This is a genomic window from Bittarella massiliensis (ex Durand et al. 2017) (assembly GCF_009876955.1).
Taxonomy (GTDB): domain Bacteria; phylum Bacillota; class Clostridia; order Oscillospirales; family Ruminococcaceae; genus Bittarella; species Bittarella massiliensis.
In genome coordinates this window covers 149,980-171,227 of sequence record NZ_WWVY01000005.1, presented here as the reverse complement: position 1 = coordinate 171,227, position 21,248 = coordinate 149,980, and the positions used below count along the sequence as shown (strand labels likewise).

Annotated in this window: 19 protein-coding genes; 7 read left to right on the top strand and 12 right to left on the bottom strand. The window is 65.5% G+C overall.

Annotation, left to right across the window (positions count from 1 at the left end):
• Positions 1-19: 19 nt before the first annotated feature.
• From GT748_RS07880 to rlmD, 4 genes are all read right to left on the bottom strand, one after another.
• Positions 20-874 carry an aminoglycoside 6-adenylyltransferase gene (locus GT748_RS07880; RefSeq protein WP_044992242.1) on the bottom strand — a complete coding sequence of 285 codons (855 nt, stop codon included), beginning with the start codon at positions 872-874 and terminating at the stop codon, positions 20-22.
• A 321-nt stretch (positions 875-1,195) separates the two neighbouring features.
• Positions 1,196-1,666 (bottom strand): LURP-one-related/scramblase family protein, encoded by a 471-nt coding sequence (locus GT748_RS07875; protein ID WP_021658966.1) that lies wholly within the window; start codon positions 1,664-1,666, stop codon positions 1,196-1,198.
• Positions 1,667-1,718: 52 nt separating this feature from the next.
• Entirely contained in the window at positions 1,719-2,090 is a 372-nt protein-coding gene (locus GT748_RS07870) for a YkvA family protein (protein WP_021658967.1), read from the bottom strand.
• Between the two features lie 27 nt (positions 2,091-2,117).
• Positions 2,118-3,479, bottom strand: coding sequence for a 23S rRNA (uracil(1939)-C(5))-methyltransferase RlmD (gene rlmD / locus GT748_RS07865; RefSeq protein ID WP_021658968.1), 1,362 nt, complete (start codon positions 3,477-3,479; stop codon positions 2,118-2,120).
• A gap of 1,026 nt (positions 3,480-4,505) precedes the next feature.
• On the opposite strand from rlmD, the gene GT748_RS07860 reads away from it, so the two are divergent.
• Positions 4,506-5,258 (top strand): GNAT family N-acetyltransferase, encoded by a 753-nt coding sequence (locus GT748_RS07860; protein ID WP_021658973.1) that lies wholly within the window; start codon positions 4,506-4,508, stop codon positions 5,256-5,258.
• A gap of 78 nt (positions 5,259-5,336) precedes the next feature.
• Here the strand turns inward: GT748_RS07860 and GT748_RS07855 are convergent, their stop codons facing one another.
• The 5 genes from GT748_RS07855 to GT748_RS07835 form a co-directional block, all read right to left on the bottom strand.
• Entirely contained in the window at positions 5,337-7,883 is a 2,547-nt protein-coding gene (locus GT748_RS07855) for a transglutaminase-like domain-containing protein (protein ID WP_021660201.1), read from the bottom strand.
• Positions 7,884-7,896: 13 nt separating this feature from the next.
• Positions 7,897-9,066: a DUF58 domain-containing protein gene (locus GT748_RS07850; protein ID WP_021660202.1), complete on the bottom strand. Its 1,170-nt coding sequence runs from the start codon at positions 9,064-9,066 to the stop codon at positions 7,897-7,899.
• Positions 9,067-9,078: 12 nt separating this feature from the next.
• The gene (locus GT748_RS07845) at positions 9,079-10,050 is read right to left on the bottom strand and encodes an AAA family ATPase (protein ID WP_161213413.1); all 972 of its coding nucleotides are present in this window, start codon (positions 10,048-10,050) and stop codon (positions 9,079-9,081) included.
• Between the two features lie 386 nt (positions 10,051-10,436).
• Positions 10,437-10,694: a hypothetical protein gene (locus GT748_RS07840; RefSeq protein ID WP_044992952.1), complete on the bottom strand. Its 258-nt coding sequence runs from the start codon at positions 10,692-10,694 to the stop codon at positions 10,437-10,439.
• A gap of 55 nt (positions 10,695-10,749) precedes the next feature.
• The gene (locus tag GT748_RS07835; protein WP_044992953.1) at positions 10,750-12,714 is read right to left on the bottom strand and encodes an alpha-amylase family glycosyl hydrolase; all 1,965 of its coding nucleotides are present in this window, start codon (positions 12,712-12,714) and stop codon (positions 10,750-10,752) included.
• Positions 12,715-13,041: 327 nt separating this feature from the next.
• On the opposite strand from GT748_RS07835, the gene GT748_RS07830 reads away from it, so the two are divergent.
• Genes GT748_RS07830 through GT748_RS07815 form a run of 4 tightly spaced genes read left to right on the top strand, consistent with a single transcriptional unit; the run spans position 13,042 to position 15,797 of the window.
• On the top strand, positions 13,042-13,512 hold the full coding sequence (locus GT748_RS07830) for a response regulator transcription factor (protein ID WP_021660208.1): 471 nt from the start codon (positions 13,042-13,044) through the stop codon (positions 13,510-13,512).
• Positions 13,506-13,934, top strand: coding sequence for a hypothetical protein (locus GT748_RS07825; RefSeq protein WP_021660209.1), 429 nt, complete (start codon positions 13,506-13,508; stop codon positions 13,932-13,934). Before GT748_RS07830 ends, GT748_RS07825 begins: the two co-directional genes overlap by 7 nt.
• Positions 13,931-15,217: a hypothetical protein gene (locus GT748_RS07820; RefSeq protein WP_021660210.1), complete on the top strand. Its 1,287-nt coding sequence runs from the start codon at positions 13,931-13,933 to the stop codon at positions 15,215-15,217. Before GT748_RS07825 ends, GT748_RS07820 begins: the two co-directional genes overlap by 4 nt.
• Entirely contained in the window at positions 15,162-15,797 is a 636-nt protein-coding gene (locus tag GT748_RS07815) for a hypothetical protein (RefSeq protein WP_073260963.1), read from the top strand. The genes GT748_RS07820 and GT748_RS07815 overlap by 56 nt, the downstream gene beginning before the upstream one ends.
• A 59-nt stretch (positions 15,798-15,856) precedes the next feature.
• Here the strand turns inward: GT748_RS07815 and feoB are convergent, their stop codons facing one another.
• The gene (gene feoB, locus GT748_RS07810) at positions 15,857-18,007 is read right to left on the bottom strand and encodes a ferrous iron transport protein B (protein WP_021659741.1); all 2,151 of its coding nucleotides are present in this window, start codon (positions 18,005-18,007) and stop codon (positions 15,857-15,859) included.
• Between the two features lie 110 nt (positions 18,008-18,117).
• Complete coding sequence (locus GT748_RS07805) at positions 18,118-18,396, bottom strand: FeoA family protein (protein ID WP_021659743.1); 279 nt, start codon at positions 18,394-18,396, stop codon at positions 18,118-18,120.
• Between the two features lie 143 nt (positions 18,397-18,539).
• Between GT748_RS07805 and GT748_RS07800 the strand changes: the two genes are divergently transcribed.
• Positions 18,540-18,980 (top strand): metal-dependent transcriptional regulator, encoded by a 441-nt coding sequence (locus GT748_RS07800; RefSeq protein ID WP_021659744.1) that lies wholly within the window; start codon positions 18,540-18,542, stop codon positions 18,978-18,980.
• A gap of 70 nt (positions 18,981-19,050) precedes the next feature.
• Here the strand turns inward: GT748_RS07800 and GT748_RS07795 are convergent, their stop codons facing one another.
• Positions 19,051-19,608, bottom strand: coding sequence for a DUF4364 family protein (locus GT748_RS07795; protein ID WP_161222330.1), 558 nt, complete (start codon positions 19,606-19,608; stop codon positions 19,051-19,053).
• Positions 19,609-20,249: 641 nt separating this feature from the next.
• Between GT748_RS07795 and GT748_RS07790 the strand changes: the two genes are divergently transcribed.
• Positions 20,250-21,239 (top strand): Gfo/Idh/MocA family protein, encoded by a 990-nt coding sequence (locus GT748_RS07790; RefSeq protein ID WP_044992717.1) that lies wholly within the window; start codon positions 20,250-20,252, stop codon positions 21,237-21,239.
• The last annotated feature ends 9 nt before the right edge of the window (positions 21,240-21,248 follow it).

Sequence of the window (21,248 nt, the reverse complement as noted above, 5' to 3'; positions counted from 1 at the left end):
GAGGCCGGCCGGGAATAAGTCACCCGGCGGGGCTGTCCAGGAGGCGGTGCAGGTACTCGGTGACCCGCCGCTCCTCCTCTTCCCGGTAGGGGTAGCCGAGGGCGGCGGCCACCGCCCTTGCGGCCTGGGAGAAGAGGCGGCCCAGGTCGAAGAGGGACCGGCGGCAGGCGGGGTAGCTGTCACAGCGGCAGGCCGCCAGCAGGGCCTGCCAGGTCTCGGGGGGAAGGTATTGCTCCAGGTACTTGCCGCACTTGCCGGTGCTCACCGAAAAGCTGGTCTGACAGCCCACCTGCCAGCTGAGCATCCGCACCAGTTCGCCGTGCAGGGCGTGCAGGTGTTCGGCGGCGTAGAGGATCTCCCCCCGGCAGATGCCCTTGAGCACGTAGGGGGAGAGCCACCAGAACTCGTTGCAGCAGGCCCAGAACTCTGCCTGGCTGGGGCGCTTGACCCAGTGGCAGCGATCACTCGGCGGGGGCAGGGGAGGGCAGCGGCCGTCTTTGTCCAGCAGGATGACGGTCTGGGTGTCCTCTTGGAGGTAGCCGTCCAGCATGTCCAGGGTGCGCAGCATCAGGTCGATGCGGTTGCCGTCGGCAAAGAGCATCAAGTAGGTGTAGGCGCCCCCCAGGGAAGGGGGAAAGAGGACGCCGTCCTCCGGGGTCTGCAGGATGACCCGCTCGCCGAATACATCGATCCAGCCGGGGTCGGCCAGGAAGGGGGCCATGTCGGTGACAAAGTAGACCACGTCGAAGTCCTGAAAGGCGTCGCGGGGGGCCTGCGGGTTGGCGCGTGAGCCGTTGAGGGCCACCAGGCGGACGCGCGGGTCGCTTTGGGCGGTATCGAGGATGAGCTGATACATCTCCTGTTCGGTGCGCATGACAGGGACCTCCTTCGTCTTGATCAGATAGATAAACCCATTATACAGGAAAACGGGGAACAAAAAAACAGCTGAACCAAAAAGAACAGCTGTTTTGGGGGCATTTTGTGAAAATTGCCGCTGAGAGGAGAGGATTTGGAGTTCAGAGGGGGCGGAGGAGACCCTCAGTCTCCGACGCCGGTGACGAGGTCGGGGTGGGGGTCCTCCAGCTGAATATAAGGGTGGGCGTCGCGAAAGGCCGCCTCGTAGCGGAGGGTGACGGAGGCGGAGCGGCCCGCCATATACCTGTGCAGAGATGTGCTGTGTCGGTGCCGGGCGGCATCACCCGTTTGAGCAGTTGGCCGCGTCGATGGCCAGCACGATCATCAGGGCCAGCAGCACGTTCCCCTGCTCGGCCACCTCGATGACATAGGTGTCGGTCCAGTGCAGCGGCTCTTTGTAGACCCGGGCGATCTCCCGCCCGGCGGCGTCCAGCACCTGGTAGTTCCAGCCCAGCCAGTCCCCCTCCACCCGCCAGCCATTGCAGTCGAGGGTGTAGGAGGGGCGAAAGAGGGTGAACTCCCGCTTGATTTGGCCGATGCAGCGCTCTCCCAGATAGAGGGCGAAGCGGGGGAGAACGGTGAGCACCTCCTCCTTGACCTGCCCCAGATACCGGTCTTGGGTGTCGTAAATTTCCAGCCGGTGCCCCCAGGAGAGCTGCCCCTTTACGGTGAAGAGGGAGACGCCCCACTCGTCGTAGATGTCGTAGCTGTCAAACCAGGAGAAAAAGCGCTGTCGGAACAGAAGTTTCATAAAAGTCTCCTCTCTGCCCACTGGGCGGGGCGGGGATCGGTGGGAAAAAGTCCTAGCGCCACACCGCCTTGACGACGAGCCAGGCGATGAGGAGCCAGAACAGGAGGACGGGGAGGGCGAAGTACCACCTTTTGGGCTTTTCGTCCTGCCAGATATTGGATGAGCGCTCCCTGCTCCGCGCCCAGACGTCGGCCGGGATGCAGCGGACCGTCAGGGCCACCAGGGCCGGCAGCAGGAGGAGGTCGTCCAGATACCCGAGCACCGGAATGAAATCGGGGATGAGGTCGATGGGCGACAGGGCATAGCCCACCGTCAGGGCGGCGAGCGCCTTGGCGAAAAAGGGGGTCTCCCTGTCTTTAAGGGCGATGAAGACGGCCGGGATGTCGGCCTTTAGCTGCTTGGCCCGCTCTTTGATAGATGACATCTGCACCTTCCCCCTATTTGTGGATCATCAGTCGCCGGCTTTGGAGAGCAGCACCACGCACTCCACATGGGAGGTGCGGGGGAAGAGGTCCACCGGCTGTATCTGTTGGGCGGTATAGCCCCGCTCGGCAAAGAGGGCCACGTCCCGGGCCATGGTGGCCGGGTTGCAGGAGATCATCACCACCCGGTCGGGGGCGAGGCGGGTCACCTCGTCGATGACGTGGACGTCGCAGCCCTTGCGGGGCGGGTCCAGGACCACCGCGGTGGGGGAGATGCCGTTTTGGGCGAAGTAGTCCACCGCGTCCTTGCAGTCGCCGCAGATGAACTGGGCGTTTTCAATGCCGTTCAGGGCGGCGTTTTTCCGGGCGTCCTCCACCGCGGCGGGGACGACCTCCACCCCGTACACCTCTTTGACCTGGCCGGCCATGGTCAGGCCGATGGAGCCCACCCCGCAGTAGAGGTCGAGGAGGATGTCCTCCCTGCTCAACTGGGCCATCTTGGCGGCGAGGGTGTAGAGGGTCTCCGCCGCGTCCCGGTTGACCTGGTAGAAGGAGAGGGGCGAGAGGGCCAGGCGGATGCCGCAGAGCTCGTCCACGATCCGCTCCTCCCCCCAGAGGAGGGTGCACTCCTGCCCCATGATCACGTTGGTGGCCCGGCGGTTGTGGTTGAGATAGATGCTGCGGATGTCGGGAAATTGGCGGGTGAGGGCGTCCACCAGCTGGCCGCTGTGGGGCAGCCGGTCCCCGTTGATGACCACCGTCATCATGATCTGCCCGGTCTTTTGGGCCAGGCGCAGGCAGAGGTGGCGCACCAGCCCGCGCTGGTTTTCCTCGTTGTAGACCGAAATCTTGTGGCTCTCCAAAAAGCGGCAGAAGCTGGCGGCGATCCGGTCAAAGACAGGGGGGTGGAGGGAACAGCTCTGCAGGGGGACGATGCGGTGACTGTTTTTGCCGTAGTAGCCGCAGACCACCCGCCCATCCCGGTCGAGGCCGACCGGGAGCTGGCACTTGTTGCGATACCCCTCCCGCCGGGGACTGGGGAGGCAGGGGGGAAGGATGCGCTCCATCCCCGCCCCCTTTTTCAGGCAGCTCTCCACCGCCGCTGTCTTGATGGACAGCTCCTTGCGGTAGGTCATCTGCCGGTAGACGCACCCCCCACAGCGGGGCCAGAGGGCGCAGTCGCTGTCGATCCGGTCGGGGCTGGGCTCCAGCACCGCCAGCAGCCGGGCAAAGCCGTAGTTTTTCAGCAGCTTGAGCACCCGCACCTGCACCCGCTCCCCCTCGATGGCGCCGGATACAAAGAGGGCAAAGCCCTCATGCCGGCCCACCCCGCTGCCGTCGTGGGTGGTGCCGGTGATGAGCAGTTCCAGTTCGTCGTTTTTCTTCAGCATTTCAGTCAATACCCCATTGTGGCGGGCCGGGGCCCGGTGATGTGTGCCCCCCAAAAAAGAGACTGGCCGCGGGGGCGGGAAAGGATGGCTCTGGGCGGCGCTCCTCCCTGCGGGGAGAGAGGCTGCCCCCGCAGGCGGGGCGGTGGGAAAGTGGTCCCACCCGTCCCGGTGCGGGGAAGCCGGGAAAGATGTTTTCGGTCATTGAAGGGTCACGGTTATTATATCACAAGCGCAAAGCGCGTGATGGCATTGGCTATGAGGCGGGGGCAGAGGCGGTTTGCGTGTCTGCCCGGCCTACACAGATTTACAGTCGCGCCGGGGCGGGGAAGCCTACAAAGCACAACGTGTGCGGCGGCGCTGGTCGTGGAGGCAGGGACAGAGGCGGTGTGTGTGTCAGTCCGGCCGTCTTAACTTCGCGGTCGCGCTGGGGCGGGAAGTCTGTAAGTGCAAAGTGCGCTGCGGTGCTGGCCATGATGTGGGTGCAGAGACGGTTTGCATGTTTGCCCGGCTATTTTGACTTCGCGGTCGCGCTGGGGTAGGGAAGTCTGCAAGTGCAAAGTGCGCTGCGGTGTTGGTCGCGAAGGTGGGGAACAGAGGCAGTTTGCGTGTCTGCCCGGCTAGCCCAACTTTACGGCCGTGCAGCGGTAAGGAAGCCCACAAGCGCAAAGTGTGTGGCGGTGCTGGCCATGAGGTGGGGAATAGAGGCGACCTGTGTGTCTGCCCGGCTGTTTCGGATTTACAGTCGCACTGGGGCGGTGAAGGCTACAAATGCAAAGCGCGTGGCGATGCTGGCCGTAGAGGTGGGGACAAAGGCAGTTTGTGCATCTGCCCGACCAGTCCGGATCTACGGCTATATAAAAGACATTATACCATAAAATCGCGCGCAGGGCACCGGCCTGTCTGCGCGCCCTGTCGAAAAAGGGGGAGAGCCGGGTTGAGGGGGGCGGGCAGATGTGCTATCCTGGTCAAAAGAGACTGGCCCGCCCGAAGAAGGGTGGGCCGGCGAGAGAAGGGGGAGGGGCGCAGATGGAAGGGCGTTTTATCAACTTAACGGAGGAAAACCTCGCCGACGAGCACCTGTGCTGCATCATTCGCAGCAAGGTGGTCCACCCGGGGGTGGAGGCAAAGCGGCAGTGGCTCGCACAGCGGCTGAAGGAGGGGCACGTCTTTCGCAAGCTGGACGAGGCAAAGGCCACCGTCTTCATCGAGTACGCGCCCCTGGAGACGGCCTGGGTCCCGGTGATCGGCGAAAACTACGACTACCTGTACTGCCTGTGGGTCACCGGCGCCCACCGGGGCAAGGGGTACGGGCGCGCCCTGATGGAGTACTGCCTGGCGGACGCCCGGAAAAGGGGGCGCTCCGGCGTCTGCATGCTCGGGGCGAGCAAGCAGAAGTCCTGGCTCTCCGACCAGGCCTTCGCCAAGGGGTTTGGCTTTGAGGTGGTGGACACCACCGCCAGCGGGTACGAGTTGCTGGCCCTCTCCTTTGACGGGACGGCGCCCTCCTTTGCGCCGAACGCCAAGAGGGAGCGCATCGAGGGTGAGGAGCTGATCGTCTACTACGACATGCAGTGCCCCTACGTTGCGAGAAGCGTGGAGCGGGTGGAGGCCTACTGCCGCGAGAACGGCCTGCCGGTGTCCCTCATCCAGGTGGACAGCCTGCAAAAGGCCAAGGAGCTGCCCTGCGCGTTCAACAACTGGGCCGTCTTTTACAAGGGGGTCTTTCAGACGGTGAACCTGCTGGACACCGCCCAACTGCAGAGGATGTGCAGGCGGTGACCGGCCAAAAAGAGAGAGGGAGGGGGCGCGGCTCAAAGAGCCGCGCCCCCTCCCTGCGCTGTGATGAACAGATGGGGTCTAGCTGAGGTGGAGCAGGCGGAAGGAGAACTGTTTGGGCAGCGACAGGTCTTTGTACACCCGTTTGCTGAAATGCGCCACAAACGCCTCCATCCATCGGCGCTCCTCGGCGGTGCAGCCGCCCTTGGAGAAGCGGGCTTTCTGCGCCAGTTCCAGGGCCTTGGCGAAGTCGCCCTCGCGCACCGTCAGGTGGCGGATCTGCAGGGAGGCGGCGTACTCGTCCACCGGCAGATGCTGCCGGTTGTCCTCGCCCAGGTAGCGCAGCACCCGCTCCAGCCGCCCGTAGTCGAGCAGGATCTTCTGGGTGTCGTCGGCCCGGCGGTACCGGCCGGCGCGCCTGGCGCGGACGATGCCGGCGCGCAGGAGGAGGGCGGCGAGGAAGAGGGCGAGCAGCGCCCCCACAAAGAGGGGGATCATCAGGTAGAGGGGGAGCCGGCCGAGCCAGGTGTCCCCGAAGCGGAAGCCCAGGAACTTCTCCTGCATGGTCTGGGGGCCGTCCACCCCGCCCACATTCTCCTCCGCCTTGGGGTCTCCCTCGCTCTCCAGCGGGGAGCGGTCGCCCGAGAGGAGGGGATAGCTGTACCCGTCGTAGGGGTCGCGGAAGGTGGTGGTCATCTCCATGGGGATCCAGCCGTAGCCGTCCACATAGACCTCGGCCCAGGCGTGGGCGCTGTAATCCAGCACATCCACCTGGCGGGCGGGGTTGGAGATGGCTTCGCCGCCGATGTCGTAGACCAGTTGGTCCCCTGCGTCCTTGCCGCTGGAGAAGGTGTCGCCCTTGACCAAGTACCCCTCCACATACCGGGCGGGGACGCCGGCGGCCCGGAACATGGCCACCGCCGCCGAGGCGTAGTGGACGCAGAAGCCGCCGTCCATCTGGTCGTAGAAGTAGGTGATGAAGTCCTCGCCCTCGGGCACCTTGCCCGGGTTCATATCGTAGATCTTGTTCGACTGCAGCAGGGTGCGGACGTATTTGGAGTACCCCTCGAGCCCGCCCAGCTCCTGGTACTTTTCGGGGGTGCAGGCGGTGCGGATGCTGGAGAGCCCCTCGTCGGGCAGCTCGGTGTAGGTCTGGTGGACATAGGCCTCGTAGGCGGCGAGGCGCTCGGTGTAATCGGCGGGGTCGTCGCTGGCCGAGGCGGCGTCGTGGCGCAGGCTCCCCACCTCCAACATGCTGGGCAGGGCAAAGTAGTCGAATTCGTACTTGCGTTTTTTGCTCTTGACCGAGACGTTTGCCTCCCCCGAGAAGGTGACGTTGTCCTCGCTGAAAAGGCCGTTGTAGGGGGTGTAGGTGTAATCGGAATTGGCGCCCCGGTTTTCGACCTTCACGTGGGAGAGAACGCTGCGCTTTACCTGGTTGCTGAAGGCCTTGCGGGCCAGGGAGACGGTCTCCCCCTGCAGGTTTTGGGGGTGGCTGCCGCTGGCCTCAAAGGTGTCGTACATCTCCTGGGTGAGCTGGGTCTCCCTGGCCATGTCGGCGGGGAGCCAGGCGGTGCCGATGTACTCGCCCCCCACAAAGCCCCGCAGGTAGAAGGCGTCGCCAAAATAGGGGCCGGTGACCCGCAGGGCCGTCTGGCCGGTGTAGCGCAGGCCGTCCACCTCGTAGAGCTTGCCGCCGGTCAGCCCGCCGGAAGCGCCCCCGAAATTGCCGCTGAGGGGGAAGTCCTCCAACGCCTCGGCCATGTCGTCGCGGAAGTTCTGCACCGCCGTCGAGTCGTAGAGGGCCGGGGTGAGCAGGGCGGTGGCCCCGCCCATGCTCAGGCAGACGGCGGCGATCAGGATGACCGAGACGATCATCGAGAGCCACTTGCGGTGCCCGCCGTTGTAAAAGAGGACATCCTTTTTCTTTTTGGGGCGGATGAACTCCCCCTCCCCCCGGCGCTGGCGCACCACCTGCATGGCGCCGATGCCGGCGTAGGCCGCCACCAGCAGCAAAAAGGAGAAGTAGGCGGGCACCAGCCCCACGAACATCCCCACCTCGATGACGGGGAAGCTCAGGAGCAGCACCATGGGCAGGCTGGGCCGGCGGAGGATGAACCAGCAGATGCCAGCGGAGAGGAGGAAGAAGACCAGCATGAAACAGAGGTCGGAGCTGTCGGTCTCGGCAAAGGAGTAGGAGACATAGGGCAGTTCGGTGGGGATGCGGGTGTTGATCCGCGCCGCCAGGGCGTTGTAGGCCATGTAGGCGCTGGGGATCAGGCGGTCCCCCATCCAGACACAGACCCCGGCAAAGCCGGCAAAGGCGATGGGGAGGCCGATGCGGGTGGTGTACTTGTTGAAGTAGATGAGCCCGAAGAGCAGGGGGAAGACCGCCACCCCCAACATCAAGTTGGAGTGGGACTGGTCGATTTTGTAGATGGTCGAGAAGGTGCTGGCAAAGCCCAGCAGGCAGAGAAAGGCCAGCACGATGGTGGCAAAATAGCTGAAGCCCGGGACCTCCCAGCGGAAGGCGAGGGAGGCGCCCTCTTGAAAGAAGAGGCCGCTGTTCTGCCCGGGCTCGACGTCCTTGCGCCGGGAGGGCGCGCGGGAAGCGGATTTTTTTGACAAGACAGGGCCCTCCTTACAGCATTAGATTTTGCAGGCTCGCGCCCACCTGGTCGGGGTCGATGGGCACCAGCCCCGGCCCCTGGGCCTGTTCCCCCCCGTCGGGGTTGGTGTAGAAGATGGTGAAGCTGTCGCCAAAGCTGCGCAGCCGGTCGTCCTTGGCCACCTCCTCCGTCAGATTCGGGGTGACGTAGAAGGCGTAGGGCTCGGTCCCCGCCAACTGGTCGAGGTAGTAGTCTTGCAGCATGTGCGGCCGGTCGGCGTAGGGCTTGGCGCCAAAGACCTGTTGCAGGGCGTCGAGCACCTCCTCCTCCGCCCGGACGGGGTAGCGGTGCAGCCCGCTCTCGTCGCACCAGCAGAGCTGGTGTTCCCCCACCTGGTCCAGCAGGTAGAAGGAGAGGGAGGCGCAGGCGTCCAGGGCGGCGCTCAACTCCTTTTTATAGCGGGGGCGGCTGGGGTCGGCCCAGAGTTCGAGCAGCAGCAGGGGGGCGTTTTGCAGGGGGTAGCTGCCCTGGCGCACCATGAACCGGCCCTGCGAGGCCGTCAGCTTCCAGTGGATGCGCTGCAGCTTGTCGCCCGGCTGGTAGTCGCGGATGCCGAAGGTCTCGGAGTAGTCGTCACCGAAGCGGTTCTGGTCGAAGGTGTCGCTCTCGCCCAGGGCGTGGCGCTGGGCCATGTTGGACTCGATTTCATAGATCACCGGCATCACGGTGAAGGGCACCGGGTCGGGCAGCTCTTTGGCCCGGCGCTTCCAGAGCTTGAAGGCGTCGAAGTAGACGATGGAGCGCACCTCGATGACGGCGTTGCCGTCGTAGAGGGCCCGGATGGGGAAGGTGAAGTCCTGCCGGTTGAGGGGGAAGAGGGGAAAGACCACCGTCTGCACGTCTTCCCCCCCGTAGTACTGGTGCCGGCAGACCAGGGTCACCCGGCACTCGGACACCGGCAGGAAGGAGCGCACCCGCGCCTTGATGTGCAGTGTCTGCAAGTCCCCCGCCACCACCGAGTAGTGCTCGCAGGCCAGAGAGATCTTGGTGTAGCGCACCGCCACCTGCAGCAGGATGTAGAGCAGCAGCGGCAGCAGCAGGGTGATGGCAAAGGTCAGGTAGGAGAGGTAGTCCTTGTAAAAGACCGAGAAGAGGGCCATCCCCACCACCAGCAGGCCGTAGACGCATTTGCGAAACCACATGGCGCCCGGCCCCTAGCGGTCCCGCCGGGGGCGGGCCGGCTGCTGGATGGAGGGGGGCTCGATCTCCCCGAGGATCTTCTCCAGGATGTCGCCGCCGGTCAGCCCGGCCACCCCCGCCTTGGAGGTGAGCAGCACCCGGTGCCCGGCTGTGGCCTTGAGGACGGCGCGCACGTCGTCGGGCACCACGTATTCGCGCCCCAGGTAGTAGGCGTTGGCGCGGGCCATCTTGGCCACCGCCAGGGTGCCGCGGGGGCTGAGGCCCAGCCGCAGGTCGGGGTGGTTGCGGGTGGCGGCGGCGATCTCGGTGATGTAGCGGTAGATGTCGTCGTGCACGTGCACCTCGTCCACCTCGTTTTGCATGGCCATGATCTCCTCGCCGTCGGCGATGGGTTCGATGTCGTCGAGGGGGTTGTGGCCCTTGCGGTCGCGCAGGATGTTCAGCTCGCTCTCCGCGTCGGGGTAGCCCATGGTGAGGCAGACGGCAAAGCGGTCGAGCTGCGATTCGGGCAGCAGCTGGGTGCCCACCGAGCCGATGGGGTTTTCGGTGGCGATGACCACAAAGGGCCGGGGGGTCTGGCGGGTGACCCCGTCCACGGTGATGCTGCCCTCCTCCATCACCTCCAGCAGGGCCGACTGGGTCTTGGAGGAGGTGCGGTTGATCTCGTCGGCCAAAAAGAGGTTGCACATGGCCGCGCCGGGCTTGTAGACAAACTCCTGCTTTTCCTTGTCGTAGATGGAGAAGCCGGTCACGTCCGAGGGCATGACGTCGGGGGTGAATTGCACCCGGTTGTAGTTCAGGTTCATGGCCTTGGAGAAGGCCACCGCCAGGGTGGTCTTGCCCACGCCGGGGATGTCCTCCAACAAAACGTGGCCACGGGCCAGCACTGCAAGCATGACCTTGGTGACCACGTCGTCTTTGCCGATCACGGCTTTTTTTACCTCGTTGACAATGTCCTGGGACTTGTAGACATAATCGCGATTCATCTTCCCATTCCTCCGCATTCTAATCTCTTGGGTGGCCTTTGAAAAACACACAATCTATCAACATTTTACACGGCGGGGGGAGATGCGGCAATTCTTTTATTTTGTTTTCACAAAACGGTCACCGAAATCCGCCCCCTCTTCCCCTGTGGTGACAAAAGGGGGACAAACCCGCTCCCCGGGCGGGCCGAGGGGGCGGGGAGAGGGGCGAGCGGGAAGGGGGACTATAAAAGGTGCACAAAATAAACCCGCAAAGTTCATGCAGCCTGTTTTGAAAAGATTGGAAGAAATGGTCCCCTGTCCGGGCGCGTTTTGGGCGGCGAGTGGGAGGGGAAAAGAAAACCGCCCCGCCGGGGGCGACCCGGCGGGGCGGAAGGGGCGTTTTGCAGTTACGGGTCAAGCCGGGGGGAGGCGTCTTCCCCCTCCCGGGCGCTCTGGGCGATGTAGAGTTCCGCCGCCCGCTCCATCTTGGGAAGGGCTTTCTGCGCGGCGGAGAGGGTGCGGTAGAGTTTGTAGGCAAAGAGGCCGCCCACCGCGGAGACCACCACCGCCCCCACCGAGACGACCGAGCCCACAAAGGCCAGCGAGCGGGCGATGGACTTGGAGGACTTGACCAGCCCGGCGGGCTGTTTGACCGATTTTTTCAAGGAAAAGCACTCCTTTCTCACGGCCGGCCGGATGCTGTGCCAGCCGGGCCTGCCGTTACGACAGTTTGTAGACCACCCCGCTGCGGCGGGGGAGGAAGAGGGGCTCCGGCCCGGCGGGGGGGAGGTCGCCGCTCTCCATCCAGCCGCCGAAACGCGTTTCGGCGGTGTGGAGCACCGGCTGCCAGACCCGGCCCTTCTCCGGCGGGGGGAGCTTGGTCTTGCAGTCGTTCACGGGGTGGAAGTTGAGGGCGAAAAGGTAGTCGCCCCGGCGGTAGACCAGCAGCTTGCGGTTGTGGCTGAGTGTTTGCAGGTTGGAGGGGGCGCCCAGCAGGTTGCCGCTGTTTTGCAGGTCGATCATGGCCATGTCAAAGGCCTGCAGGTGCTGGTAGCGAAGGAAGGGGCTGTCGGCCAGGCTCCACTGGCGGCGGGCGTACTGGTAGCTGTTGCCGTTGCCCTCCCGGGGCATGTCGATCCACTCGGGGTGCCCAAACTCGTTGCCCATGAAGTTGAGATAGCCCTCCCCCGCCAGGGAGAAGGTCACCAGCCGGATCATTTTGTGCAGGGCGATGGCCCGCTCGATGACGTCGCTGTGGGAGTTTAGGTCCATGTGCCAGTACATCTCCGCGTCCGCCAGCCAGAAGATGAGGGTCTTGTCCCCCACCATGGCCTGGTCGTGGCTCTCGCAGTAGCCGATGTTTTTCTCCTGCGGGCGGCGGGTGGTGAGTTCAAACCACATCTTGCCCAGGTCCCAGTCCTCGTCCTTCTGGGACTTGAGGGTCTTGATCCAGAAGTCGGGCACCCCCATGGAGAGGCGGTAGTCAAAGCCGATCCCCCCGTCGGCGATGGGGACGCACATCCCCGGCATCCCGCTCATGTCCTCGGCGACGGTGACGGCGTTCGGCGAGACCTCGCGGATGAGGTCGTTTGCCAGTTGCAGATAGGTGACCGCCTCCACGTCGGTGTTCATGCTGAAGTATTTTTGATAGGAGTCAAAGCTCTCCCCCAGGCCGTGGTCGTGGTAGAGCATGGAGGTGACCCCGTCGAAGCGGAAGCCGTCGAAGTGGTACTCGGTGAGCCAGTATTTTAAATTGGAGAGGAGGAAATGGAGCACCTGGGGCTTGCCGTAGTCAAAGAGCTTGGTGTTCCAGGCGGGGTGGTCCCCCTGGGGCCCGGCGTGGAAAAACTGGTACTCGGTGCCGTCGAAGGCGGCGATCCCCTCGGCGGTGTTTTTGGCCGCGTGGGAGTGCACCAGATCCAAAAGGACGGCGATCCCCATCCCGTGGGCGGTGTTGATGAGCGCCTTCAGGTCCTCCGGCGTGCCCAGCCGGGAAGAGACGGCAAAGAAGTTGGAGATCTGGTAGCCGAAGGAGGCGTAGTAGGGGTGTTCCATCACCGCCATCAACTGCACCGTGTTGTAGCCCAGCCGCTTGACCCGGGGGAGGACGGTCTCGGTGAACTCCCGGAAGGAGGAGACTTTGGGCTCCTCCCCGGCCATCCCCACGTGGCACTCGTAGATGAGGGGCGGGGTGTCCCGCCGGCGCACAAAGTCGCCGTCGGTCCAGACAAAGGGCTCGTCGGGCCACCAGATCTGCCCGTTGAAGCCGAAGGTGAGGGGGTCCTGCACCGCCCGGCGCACATAGAGGGGGATGCGGTCAAAGAAGGTGCCGTCGGCCGTGATCTGCACTTTGACTTCCGACTGGTGGGGGACGGGGCCCTTGACCCGCAGCTCCCAGTTGCCGTTTTCCAGTTTGCGGCAGGGGTGGGCCTCCCGGTCCCAGCCGTTGAAGTCGCCAAAGAGGTGCACTGCCTCGGCGTGGGGGGCCCACTCCCGGTAGACCCAGCCGCCTTCGGTGGGGTGAAAGCCGTAGTAGAGGCTGCCGTTGGCGAAGTCGGAGAGGCTGCCCCCGCCGCCCAGCAGCTGTTTTTTGACGCCGCGGTACCGCTCGTCCCGCAGGCGGATGTCCCCCTCAAACGGGGCGAGAAGGGGGTCGATCTCGAGCAATTTCAATCTGTTTTTCACAGCGGTCACTCCTTGTCAAGAGAGGGGAGGGCGCCCCCTCTCACCGCGGGGAGAGAGATTTCTCCCCTTTTTCTCTACTGTATAGCAAACACAGACAAAGGTCAACGAAATCAGTACAGTTTGCACATATTTCACGATATTTCAATCCATTGTCTGTCAATTGATACAAATGCTCCCTTTGGCGAGAGGGGGGAGATGTGCTATACTCGTGGGGGGGAGGAGGGCCTGTCCCCCCTCCCCTTTACAAAGATAGCGGGGGGCGCCCGCGAAATTGATAAAAAGTTGAGAATTGCCGAGTAGACTGTTTGAAAAAAGGGGTGCTGTGAGATGGGAGAGACACTGCTGATCGTGGACGACGAGGCCGACATCCGCGCCATGTTGCGGGATGCCTTTTTGCTGGAGGGCTACCGGGTCTTGACGGCCGCCAGCGGGGAGGAGGCCCTGGCCCTGCTAGAGCGCCGGCCCGATTTGGTGCTGCTGGACGTCTCGATGCCGGGGATGAACGGGCTGGACCTCTGCCGCCGGGTGCGGGACTTCCTGGCCTGCCCCATCCTCTTTCTCACCGCCCGGGTCGAGGAGGGGGACAAGCTGGCCGGCTTTTCGGCGGGGGGAGACGACTACGTGAGCAAGCCCTTTGCCATGCAGGAGCTCAGCGCCCGGGTGGCCGCCCACCTGCGGCGGGAGAGCCGCCGCCAGCACAGCGCCCAGGTCCGCTTTGCGGGGGAGCTGACCGTGGATTACTCCCAGCGCGCGGCCTGGGCATCGCCCAGGCGCTGCTGCACGACCCCCGGGTGCTGATCGTGGATGAGCCCACCGCCGGGCTGGACCCGGAGGAGCGCATCCGCTTTCGCAACCTGCTGGGGGAGGTGGCCAGCGACCGGGTGGTCCTCCTCTCCACCCACATCGTGGGGGACATCGAGGCCGTCTGCGAAAACCTCGCCGTGTTGGAGCGGGGACGGCTGCTGTACAGCGGCTCGGTCGAGGGGTTGGCCGAGCGGGCCCAGGGGCAGGTCTACCAGGTCTCGGTGAGCCGCGCCCAGTTGGAAGCGCTCAAGGAGCGGTTCTCGGTGACCGCCGCCCTGCAGGAGGGCAGCGGCTTTGTCGCCCGGGTGCTTGGCGATCGGCCGCCCCTGCCCGCGGCCACCCCCTGCATGCCCGGGTTGGAGGACGGCTATCTCGCCCTTCTCGCCGAGGAGGAGAGAGGGGGTGAGGGGAGATGAGCGGGTGGTCCCTCTTTACAAAGGAGTGCAGACGGGTGGTCACCGGACTCCCCTTCTGGCTGCTGGTGGCGGCGCTACTGGCCTTCCTCTCCACCCAGTTCATGGCCGGGCTGAAGCCGCTGGAAGAGCCCCAGCCCGGCCTGGCGAGTTACGGCGCGTCCGACCGGGTGGACTGGGAGAAGGCCATCCCCGCGGCCCTGCAGTCCCTGGCGGGGGAGTACGGGGAGAACCGGTACAAGACCTACCCCTTTGGCTTTGTCAAAACCGTCCGCCTCAAGGAGGAGGGGCGCGAGCGGATGGGGGAGCTCCTCTCTGAGCTGACCGGCAGGAGCGAGGAGGAGTTGGCCGCGGCCGCCCAGCCCGCCGGTTTCGCCGTCGGCGGGGGGGAGCGGCAGCCGGACGGCTCCTTTGCCGTGCAGGTCCCGCAGGGGGAGGAGACGGCCCCCTCCCTCACCCTGGCCCCGGGCCTTGCCAGGGAGGACTTTGTGCGGCTGATGGGAGAGGCCGACGAGCTGTTGGGGGGCGGTTCCTCCTACGCGGCTGAAAAGCTGGCCGGCTTTGGCAGGGAACCCCTGCGCTATGAAGAGGCGCTGGAACAGTACCGCCAGATGGTGGAGGAGGACCGGGTGACGGGGGCCTATGCCCGGCTGTTTTGCGACTACATGGGCATCCCCCTGGCGGTGCTCCCCGCCTTTGTGGCGGCGGCCCTCTGGCTGAAAGACCGGCGCGCCGGTGCGCGGGAGGCCGTCTGGTCGCGCCGGGTCTCCTCCCTCGCCCTGACGGCGGCCCGCTTTGGGGCCGTGATCGCCACGGTGATGGGGGCGGTGCTGGTGCTGGCCGGGTGGATGACGGCGGTGGTGCTGGCCAAAAACGGCGACCTCTCCGGCAGCCTCACCGCCTTTTTCAGCTACTCCCTGGGCTGGCTCCTGCCGGGGGTGCTGGTCTCTGCCGGGGTGGGGGCCTTCCTCACCGAGTGCACCGACACCCCGATCGCCATCTTCGTGCAGGGGGCGTGGTGGTACCTCTCCCTCTTTGCCGGGGCGGGCGATCTGGTGGGGGGCTACGGCTGGTCCCTGCTCATCCGCCACAACCGGTTGGGGGGGTACGCCGAGTACCGGGCGGGGCTGGCGCAGATCGCGGCCAACCGCCTGGTATACGCCCTGGCGGGGCTGTTGCTGATGCTGTTGACGGGCCTTGTTTTAGAGCAAAAGAGAAGGGGGAGATTTGGTGGAATGGGGAAAGCGCTACGCGTCCATCGCCGCTGTCAACGGGCGGCGGTATAGCCTGCCGTCCCTGCTGCTGGCCCTGGTGTTGCTGGCCCTGCTGCCAGTGCTCTTTGGAATGGCGGAACTGGATGCAGCTGCGGCCGCCCAGCCCCTGGAGATGGGGGCCGTTTTGATCGGGGTGGTGCTGCTGGTGCCGGTCTGCGCGCCGGAACTGGACAGCGGCGTGCGGGAGACGGCCGATGCCCGCCGCACCCCGGCCGTCGGGGTCTGCCTGGTGCGCGCCCTGCTGGGCGCGGCCGCCGCCGCGGCGCTGCTGGCGGCGCTGGTGGGCTGGATGGGGCAAAACGGCTGTCAGGTGAGCGCCCTGCACTGGTTTGACGCCTTTGCCGGGGCCCTCTTTCTGGGGGGACTGGGGATGCTGGCCCTCGCCCTGGCAAAAAACCAGGTGGTGGGGTACATGGTCCCGCTGCTCTACTACTCGGTCAGCCTGGTGTCCAAAAAGGGGCTGTTGGGGCTGCCCTCGCTGCTGGCCATGAGCAGGGGCGGGCCCAGCGGCGCCCCCATTTTGGCGGCCGCCGGCGTGGGGGCGGTTGCCCTTGCCCTGCTGGCGCGCAGCCGCTGGAAGGCGGGGAGATAGCAAAAAGGGGGAGCGCCCCGGGCAGATCTGGTGCCCGGGGCGCTCCTTTGGCGTGTCGGTCAGGCCAGCCCCAGCAGCCGGGCGGCGGTGGCCACGGTGAAGCAGACGAGCATCCCCACCAGGGTGGGGACGGCGAAGGAGATGGCCGTCCACTTGAGGCTTTTGGTCTCCTTGCCGATGGTGAGACAGGTGGTGGAGCAGGGCCAGTGCATCAGGCAAAAGAGCATGGTGCAGACGGCGGTGAGCCAGGTCCACCCGTTTTGTACCAGCAGGTCTTTGAGGGCGAAGAGGTTTGACATGTCGGTGAGGCTGCCGGTGGCCATGTAGGCCATGATGATGATGGGCACCACGATCTCGTTGGCCGGGAAGCCCAGGATGAAGGCCATGAGGATGACCCCGTCCATCCCCAACAGGTGGGCGAAGGGGTCCAGGAAGTGGGCGCAGTGGAGGAGGACGCTGGCGTCCCCCACCTGGATGTTGGCCATCAGCCAGATGAGGAGGCCCGCCGGAGCGGCCACCGCCACGGCCCGGCCCAGCACGAAGAGGGTGCGGTCGAGGACCGAGCGCACCAGCACCTTGCCGATCTGGGGGCGGCGGTAGGGGGGCAGTTCCAGGGTGAAGGAGGAGGGCACCCCCTTGAGGATGGTGTGGGAGAGGAGCCGGGAGATCCAGAAGGTCATGACCACCCCCAGGACGATGACCCCCAGCAGGACCACCGCCGACAGCCCGGTGGAGAGGGCGCCCCCGGCGGCCCCCACGAAGAACATGGTGATGATGGAGATCAGGGTGGGGAAGCGGCCGTTGCAGGGGACGAAGTTGTTGGTGATGATGGCGATGAGCCGCTCCCGCGGGGAGTCGATGATGCGGCAGCCCACGATCCCGGCGGCATTGCAGCCAAAGCCCATGCACATGGTCAGGGCCTGTTTGCCGCAGGCGCAGGCCTTTTTGAACTGGTGGTCCAGGTTGAAGGCCACCCGAGGGAGGTAGCCGAAGTCCTCCAGCAGGGTGAAGAGGGGGAAGAAGATGGCCATGGGCGGCAGCATCACCGAGACCACCCAGGCCAGCACCCGGTAGACCCCCAGCACCAGTGCACCGTGTAGCCAGTCGGGGGCGTGCAGGTAGACAAAGAGGTCGGTCAGCCGGTCCTGCACCCAGAACAGGGCGTCCGAGAGCCACTGGGAAGGGTAGTTGGCCCCGGTGATGGTGAGCCAGAACACCGCCGCCAACAGGGTCAGCATGATGGGGATACCGGTCCACTTGTTGGTGAGGACCGCGTCGATTTTGCGGTCCCGGTCCCGGCTCTCGGCCCGACGCAGGGTGACGCTGTCGGCGCAGGCGCCCTCGGCGGCGAGGACGATGGCGGCGGCCACCCGGTCCCGCAGCCCTTCCGGGGTGATCCCCTCGGCGGCCAAGCGGGCCCGGGCCCCGTCCAGCGCCGCGGCGACGGCGGGGTCGGCCAGGGGGTCAAAGCCCAGGTGGGTGCGCAGGGAGGCGGTGAGGCTGTCGTCTTGGTCCAGCAGTTTGAGGGCCACCCAGCGGGAGGAGAGTTTGCCCGCCAGCCTCCCCTCCAGCAGGGGCTGCAGGGAGGCGATGGCCGCCTCGATGGGGGCGGTGTAGCGGATGGGGTCGGGCGGGGTGGGACGCCCCTCGTGGGTGACCGACGAGAGGGCCTCCATCAGCTCCCGCAGCCCTTTGCCGCTGCGGGCGGCGGCCCCCACCACCGGGACTCCCAGGTTGCGCGAGAGCTGCTCCAGGTCGATGTCGATCTGCTTTTTCTTGGCCTCGTCCATCAAGTTGACGCAGACCACCACGTTGGGGGTGATCTCGATGGTCTGCAAAACCAGGTTGAGGTTTCGCTCCAGGCAGGTGGCGTCACAGACCACGGCCACCCCGTCGGCCCCGCCAAAGCAGATGAAGTCGCGGGCCACCTCCTCCTCGGCCGAGTGGGCCAGCAGGGAGTAGGTGCCGGGCAGGTCGACCAGGATGTAGTCGGTCTCCTTATATGTATGGGTGCCCTGGGCGGTGGCCACCGTCTTGCCCGGCCAGTTGCCGGTGTGCTGGTTGAGGCCGGTCAGTTCGTTGAAGACGGTGCTCTTGCCCACGTTGGGGTTGCCTGCCAGGGCGATCACCCGGTCGCCGGGGGCGCGGCGGGCGATCTGCAGCCCCTGGTCCACGGCCCCCATGCCGGTGGAGTGCGCGGTTAATCCCATGAAATATCAGCTCCTCTTTTGCGGTTTGCAGGAAAAGGCGGCGGGCAAAAAGGACTTCTGGCCGCCGCATCTATGTACCCCGGCGCCCCGATCGGGGCCGGGGAGGGGGGCTAGCTTTTAAGCCCCTCTGTGCCGCGGTGAAGGCCGACGGTCTCCACCAAAATTTGGTCGCTGTCCTCCTCCCGCAGGGCGATGACCGCGCCCCGGATGAGGTAGGCCACCGGGTCGCCCCAAAAGCTCTTTTGCAGGCACTTGATGCGGGTGCCCTCGATGATGCCGATGTCCTGTAAGCGGCGGCGCATGGTGCCCTCTTGCAGGATGTCTTTGACGCGGGCGGTCTGCCCCTCTTTCAGGGCGCCCAGACGGGCTATGTCTTGAATGGAGTTCATGGTGCTCTCTCCTTTGACAAGGCGGACGGCATAATTGTGGCCGCCGGCCGAATAGGTATAAGTTGGTTTGAGGAAACTCTCTTTCCTGCCCCTATCTTATTGGCCGGCGGGAAAAAAGGTGACAGGGACCGGGAGGTGCGCCGATGGACAGCGACATCGATTTTTACACCCTCAGCGGCTATGCGCTCAAAAATCCCCCTGCGCTCTCCGCTTCTATGGAGGATTACCTGGAAATGATTGCCCGCCTCTGCGCGGCGGAGGGGTTTGCGCGGGTGGGGGCCCTGGCCGAACGGCTGAATGTCAAGCCCTCCTCCGCCTCCAAGATGGTGGGACGGCTGCGGGGGGCGGGGCTGGTGGCCTTTGAGCGATACGGGGTGGTCACCCTCACCCCCAAGGGGGAGGAGGAGGGGCGCTATCTCCTGCAGCGTCACCAGCTGCTGGCCCGCTTTTTCTGCCTTCTCAACCGCTCGCCGCACCAGTTGGAACAGGTGGAGCGGGTGGAGCACTTTCTCTCCCGGGAGACGGTGGCCAACCTAAAACCCCTTGTCGAGCGGATGGAAGGGGAGTGGGGCTACACCGAATAACGCCCCCTCTGCGCGCCAAAAAGGGCCCGGCGGTTTTGACCGCCGGGCCCTTTTGAAAGGAAAGTCCCGTCTATTCGGTGTAGTCCTCCCCGGTGAGGAGGAAGAGGTTGTACTGGTAGAGCCGCCCCGGGTCCTGCAGGAAGTGGGCCCGGATCCCCTCGGCCTGCTCCCGGGTGGGGGCGAAGAGGGAGACGGAAAAGAGGTCGGTGCCGATGTCCAGCACGCTGCAGCGGACGACGTAGCCGTCGCTGACCTTGATGATCTGCACGTCGGTCTCGCTCTTGTTCTTGGCCAGGTCCACCATCCGGTCGAGGGCGGCGGCGGCTTTCTCCCGCACGGCGGGGGGGATCTCGTCCCCCAGCAGCGCGGCGGCGCGACGGCCCTCCCCGTCCAGCTTGACGCAGTCGTCCTCGAGGACGACCTGGCCGTTTTCCAGCAGGGCGGAGATGGCGGCGGTGATTTCAAAATAGTTGGCCAGCCCTTCGAGGGTCAGGCTGTCGATGAGGAGATTTTGGGGCACCCCCTCCGGCTGGCGGGAGGCCAGCCAGCAGACCAGCACCCGAATCTCATTGGTGGTGGTGAGCCCGCCGGGGATGATGCCGTGGATGAATGCGTTGTTCTTGTTCATGGGGGGACCTCCGGAATGCCGTTTTGGAAAGAAGGGCTTGATGGCGTTTGGATGCGGCCGTCTGGCCGCGGGGCGAGAGGGATGAGGACTGCGCGCCCGACCGGGTGGGGAGATGGCCGCTTTGACGGCAGTGCCGCGGGGGAAGAGGGTGTGGGAAAGAGGGAGCACGGGGCGGGGAGTAGGGGGTAGGCATCTGCGCATCGGCCCGGCCGCCTCGTCATCTCCGCCGTCCTGCGGCCAGGACGCCGCAAGCGCCGAGCGCGCGGTGGGGTTTGGCTGTGAAACAGGGGGAAAGGGCGTCTGCGCATCTGCCCAGTCATCCTCAGCAGAATGTCGTTTCGTGGCTGTTCTGCCGCAAGGGGAAAGCGCGCGGCGGGGTTTGGCCGGGAAACAGGGGGAAAGGGCGTCTGCGCCATCCCCGGCAGAACGTCGCTTCGTGGCTGTTCTGCCGCAAGGGGAGAGAGCGCGGCGGGGTTTAGCTGTGAAACAGGGGGAAAAAGCCGTTTGCGCATCTGCCCGGCCATCCCCGGCGGAACGGTCACTTTGTGGTTATTATACCACAAAACCCGAAAATAGAAAGCGGGCGATTGTTTTCTCTGCGCCGATGCCCTACAATGGAGGAAAAGAGAGGGGGAGTTACAGTGAACGAGAGAGAAATCTGCATCGTCGGCGCGGGCCGGCATGCCCGGGCCAACATCTATCCGTCCATTTTGCTGGTGGGGGGAGAGGTGGCGGCGGTGGCCACCCGCAACGCCGGGCGCTCCCGCCAGACCCTGGAGCGGTGGGGCTTCCCGGAAGGGCGGGCCTACGGCGACTACCGGGAGATGCTCGCCCGGGAGGGGTGCTCGCGGGTGGCGGTCATCACCCAGGGGGAGAGCGCGCCGGCCATCGTCCGCGACTGCCTGCGGGCGGGCAAATCGGTGCTGGTGGAAAAGCCCCTGGGCTTTGGCGAGGAGGAGGCCCGCCAGATCGAGGCGGAGAGGCGGGGGGACCGGCAGCTGATGGTGGCCTTTATGAAGCGCTACGCCCCGGTCTACCGCCGACTGAAAGACTGCCTCTCGCGGGGGGAGCTGGGCGACCCCTGCTCGGTGCAGGCGGCCTTTGCGGTGGACGCCTCGGCCTTTTGCCGGACCGACCGCGACTTCTTCTTCGCCGTGGCCATCCACTATCTGGACCTGCTGCGCTACCTGATGGGGGAGGTGGGGGAGGTCTCGGCCGTCCGCTCGGGCGGAAAGGGGCGTTCCTACGCCCTGACCCTCCGCTTTGCCAGCGGCGCGGTGGGGAGCCTCTCCCTGGAAAACCGGAGCGCCTGGACCCGGGAGACAGAATGGGTCTGCGTCACCTGTGAGGAGGGGTTTGTGGCGGCCAGGGACCTCTGCGAACTGCGCCTCCACCGGAGCGCCGCCTCTCCCCGCCCCTGGGCGGATGTGAGCGAGGGGGACTGCCTCTGGACGCCGGGCATGGGCCCGGCCTCGGGGACCGAGCGGGACCTCTGGCTGCGGGGGTTTGCCGGGGAGGTGGAGCACTTCTTTCGCTGCTGCGAGGCGGGGGAGGAGCCCCTCACCAGCGGCCGGGACAACATCCTGACCGCCCGGCTCTGCGAGCAGGCGCTGGCCGCCCTAGAGGGGTAAAAAGAGAGA

What these genes read in the sequence shown, in the direction of transcription:
- GT748_RS07880 (WP_044992242.1), bottom strand. Translation starts at nt 874, where the DNA reads ATGCGCACCGAACAGGAGATGTATCAGCTCATCCTCGATACCGCCCAA.
- GT748_RS07875 (WP_021658966.1), bottom strand. Translation starts at nt 1,666, where the DNA reads ATGAAACTTCTGTTCCGACAGCGCTTTTTCTCCTGGTTTGACAGCTAC.
- GT748_RS07870 (WP_021658967.1), bottom strand. Translation starts at nt 2,090, where the DNA reads ATGTCATCTATCAAAGAGCGGGCCAAGCAGCTAAAGGCCGACATCCCG.
- rlmD (WP_021658968.1), bottom strand. Translation starts at nt 3,479, where the DNA reads ATGCTGAAGAAAAACGACGAACTGGAACTGCTCATCACCGGCACCACC.
- GT748_RS07860 (WP_021658973.1), top strand. Translation starts at nt 4,506, where the DNA reads ATGGAAGGGCGTTTTATCAACTTAACGGAGGAAAACCTCGCCGACGAG.
- GT748_RS07850 (WP_021660202.1), bottom strand. Translation starts at nt 9,066, where the DNA reads ATGTGGTTTCGCAAATGCGTCTACGGCCTGCTGGTGGTGGGGATGGCC.
- GT748_RS07845 (WP_161213413.1), bottom strand. Translation starts at nt 10,050, where the DNA reads ATGAATCGCGATTATGTCTACAAGTCCCAGGACATTGTCAACGAGGTA.
- GT748_RS07830 (WP_021660208.1), top strand. Translation starts at nt 13,042, where the DNA reads ATGGGAGAGACACTGCTGATCGTGGACGACGAGGCCGACATCCGCGCC.
- GT748_RS07820 (WP_021660210.1), top strand. Translation starts at nt 13,931, where the DNA reads ATGAGCGGGTGGTCCCTCTTTACAAAGGAGTGCAGACGGGTGGTCACC.
- feoB (WP_021659741.1), bottom strand. Translation starts at nt 18,007, where the DNA reads ATGGGATTAACCGCGCACTCCACCGGCATGGGGGCCGTGGACCAGGGG.
- GT748_RS07805 (WP_021659743.1), bottom strand. Translation starts at nt 18,396, where the DNA reads ATGAACTCCATTCAAGACATAGCCCGTCTGGGCGCCCTGAAAGAGGGG.
- GT748_RS07800 (WP_021659744.1), top strand. Translation starts at nt 18,540, where the DNA reads ATGGACAGCGACATCGATTTTTACACCCTCAGCGGCTATGCGCTCAAA.
- GT748_RS07795 (WP_161222330.1), bottom strand. Translation starts at nt 19,608, where the DNA reads ATGAACAAGAACAACGCATTCATCCACGGCATCATCCCCGGCGGGCTC.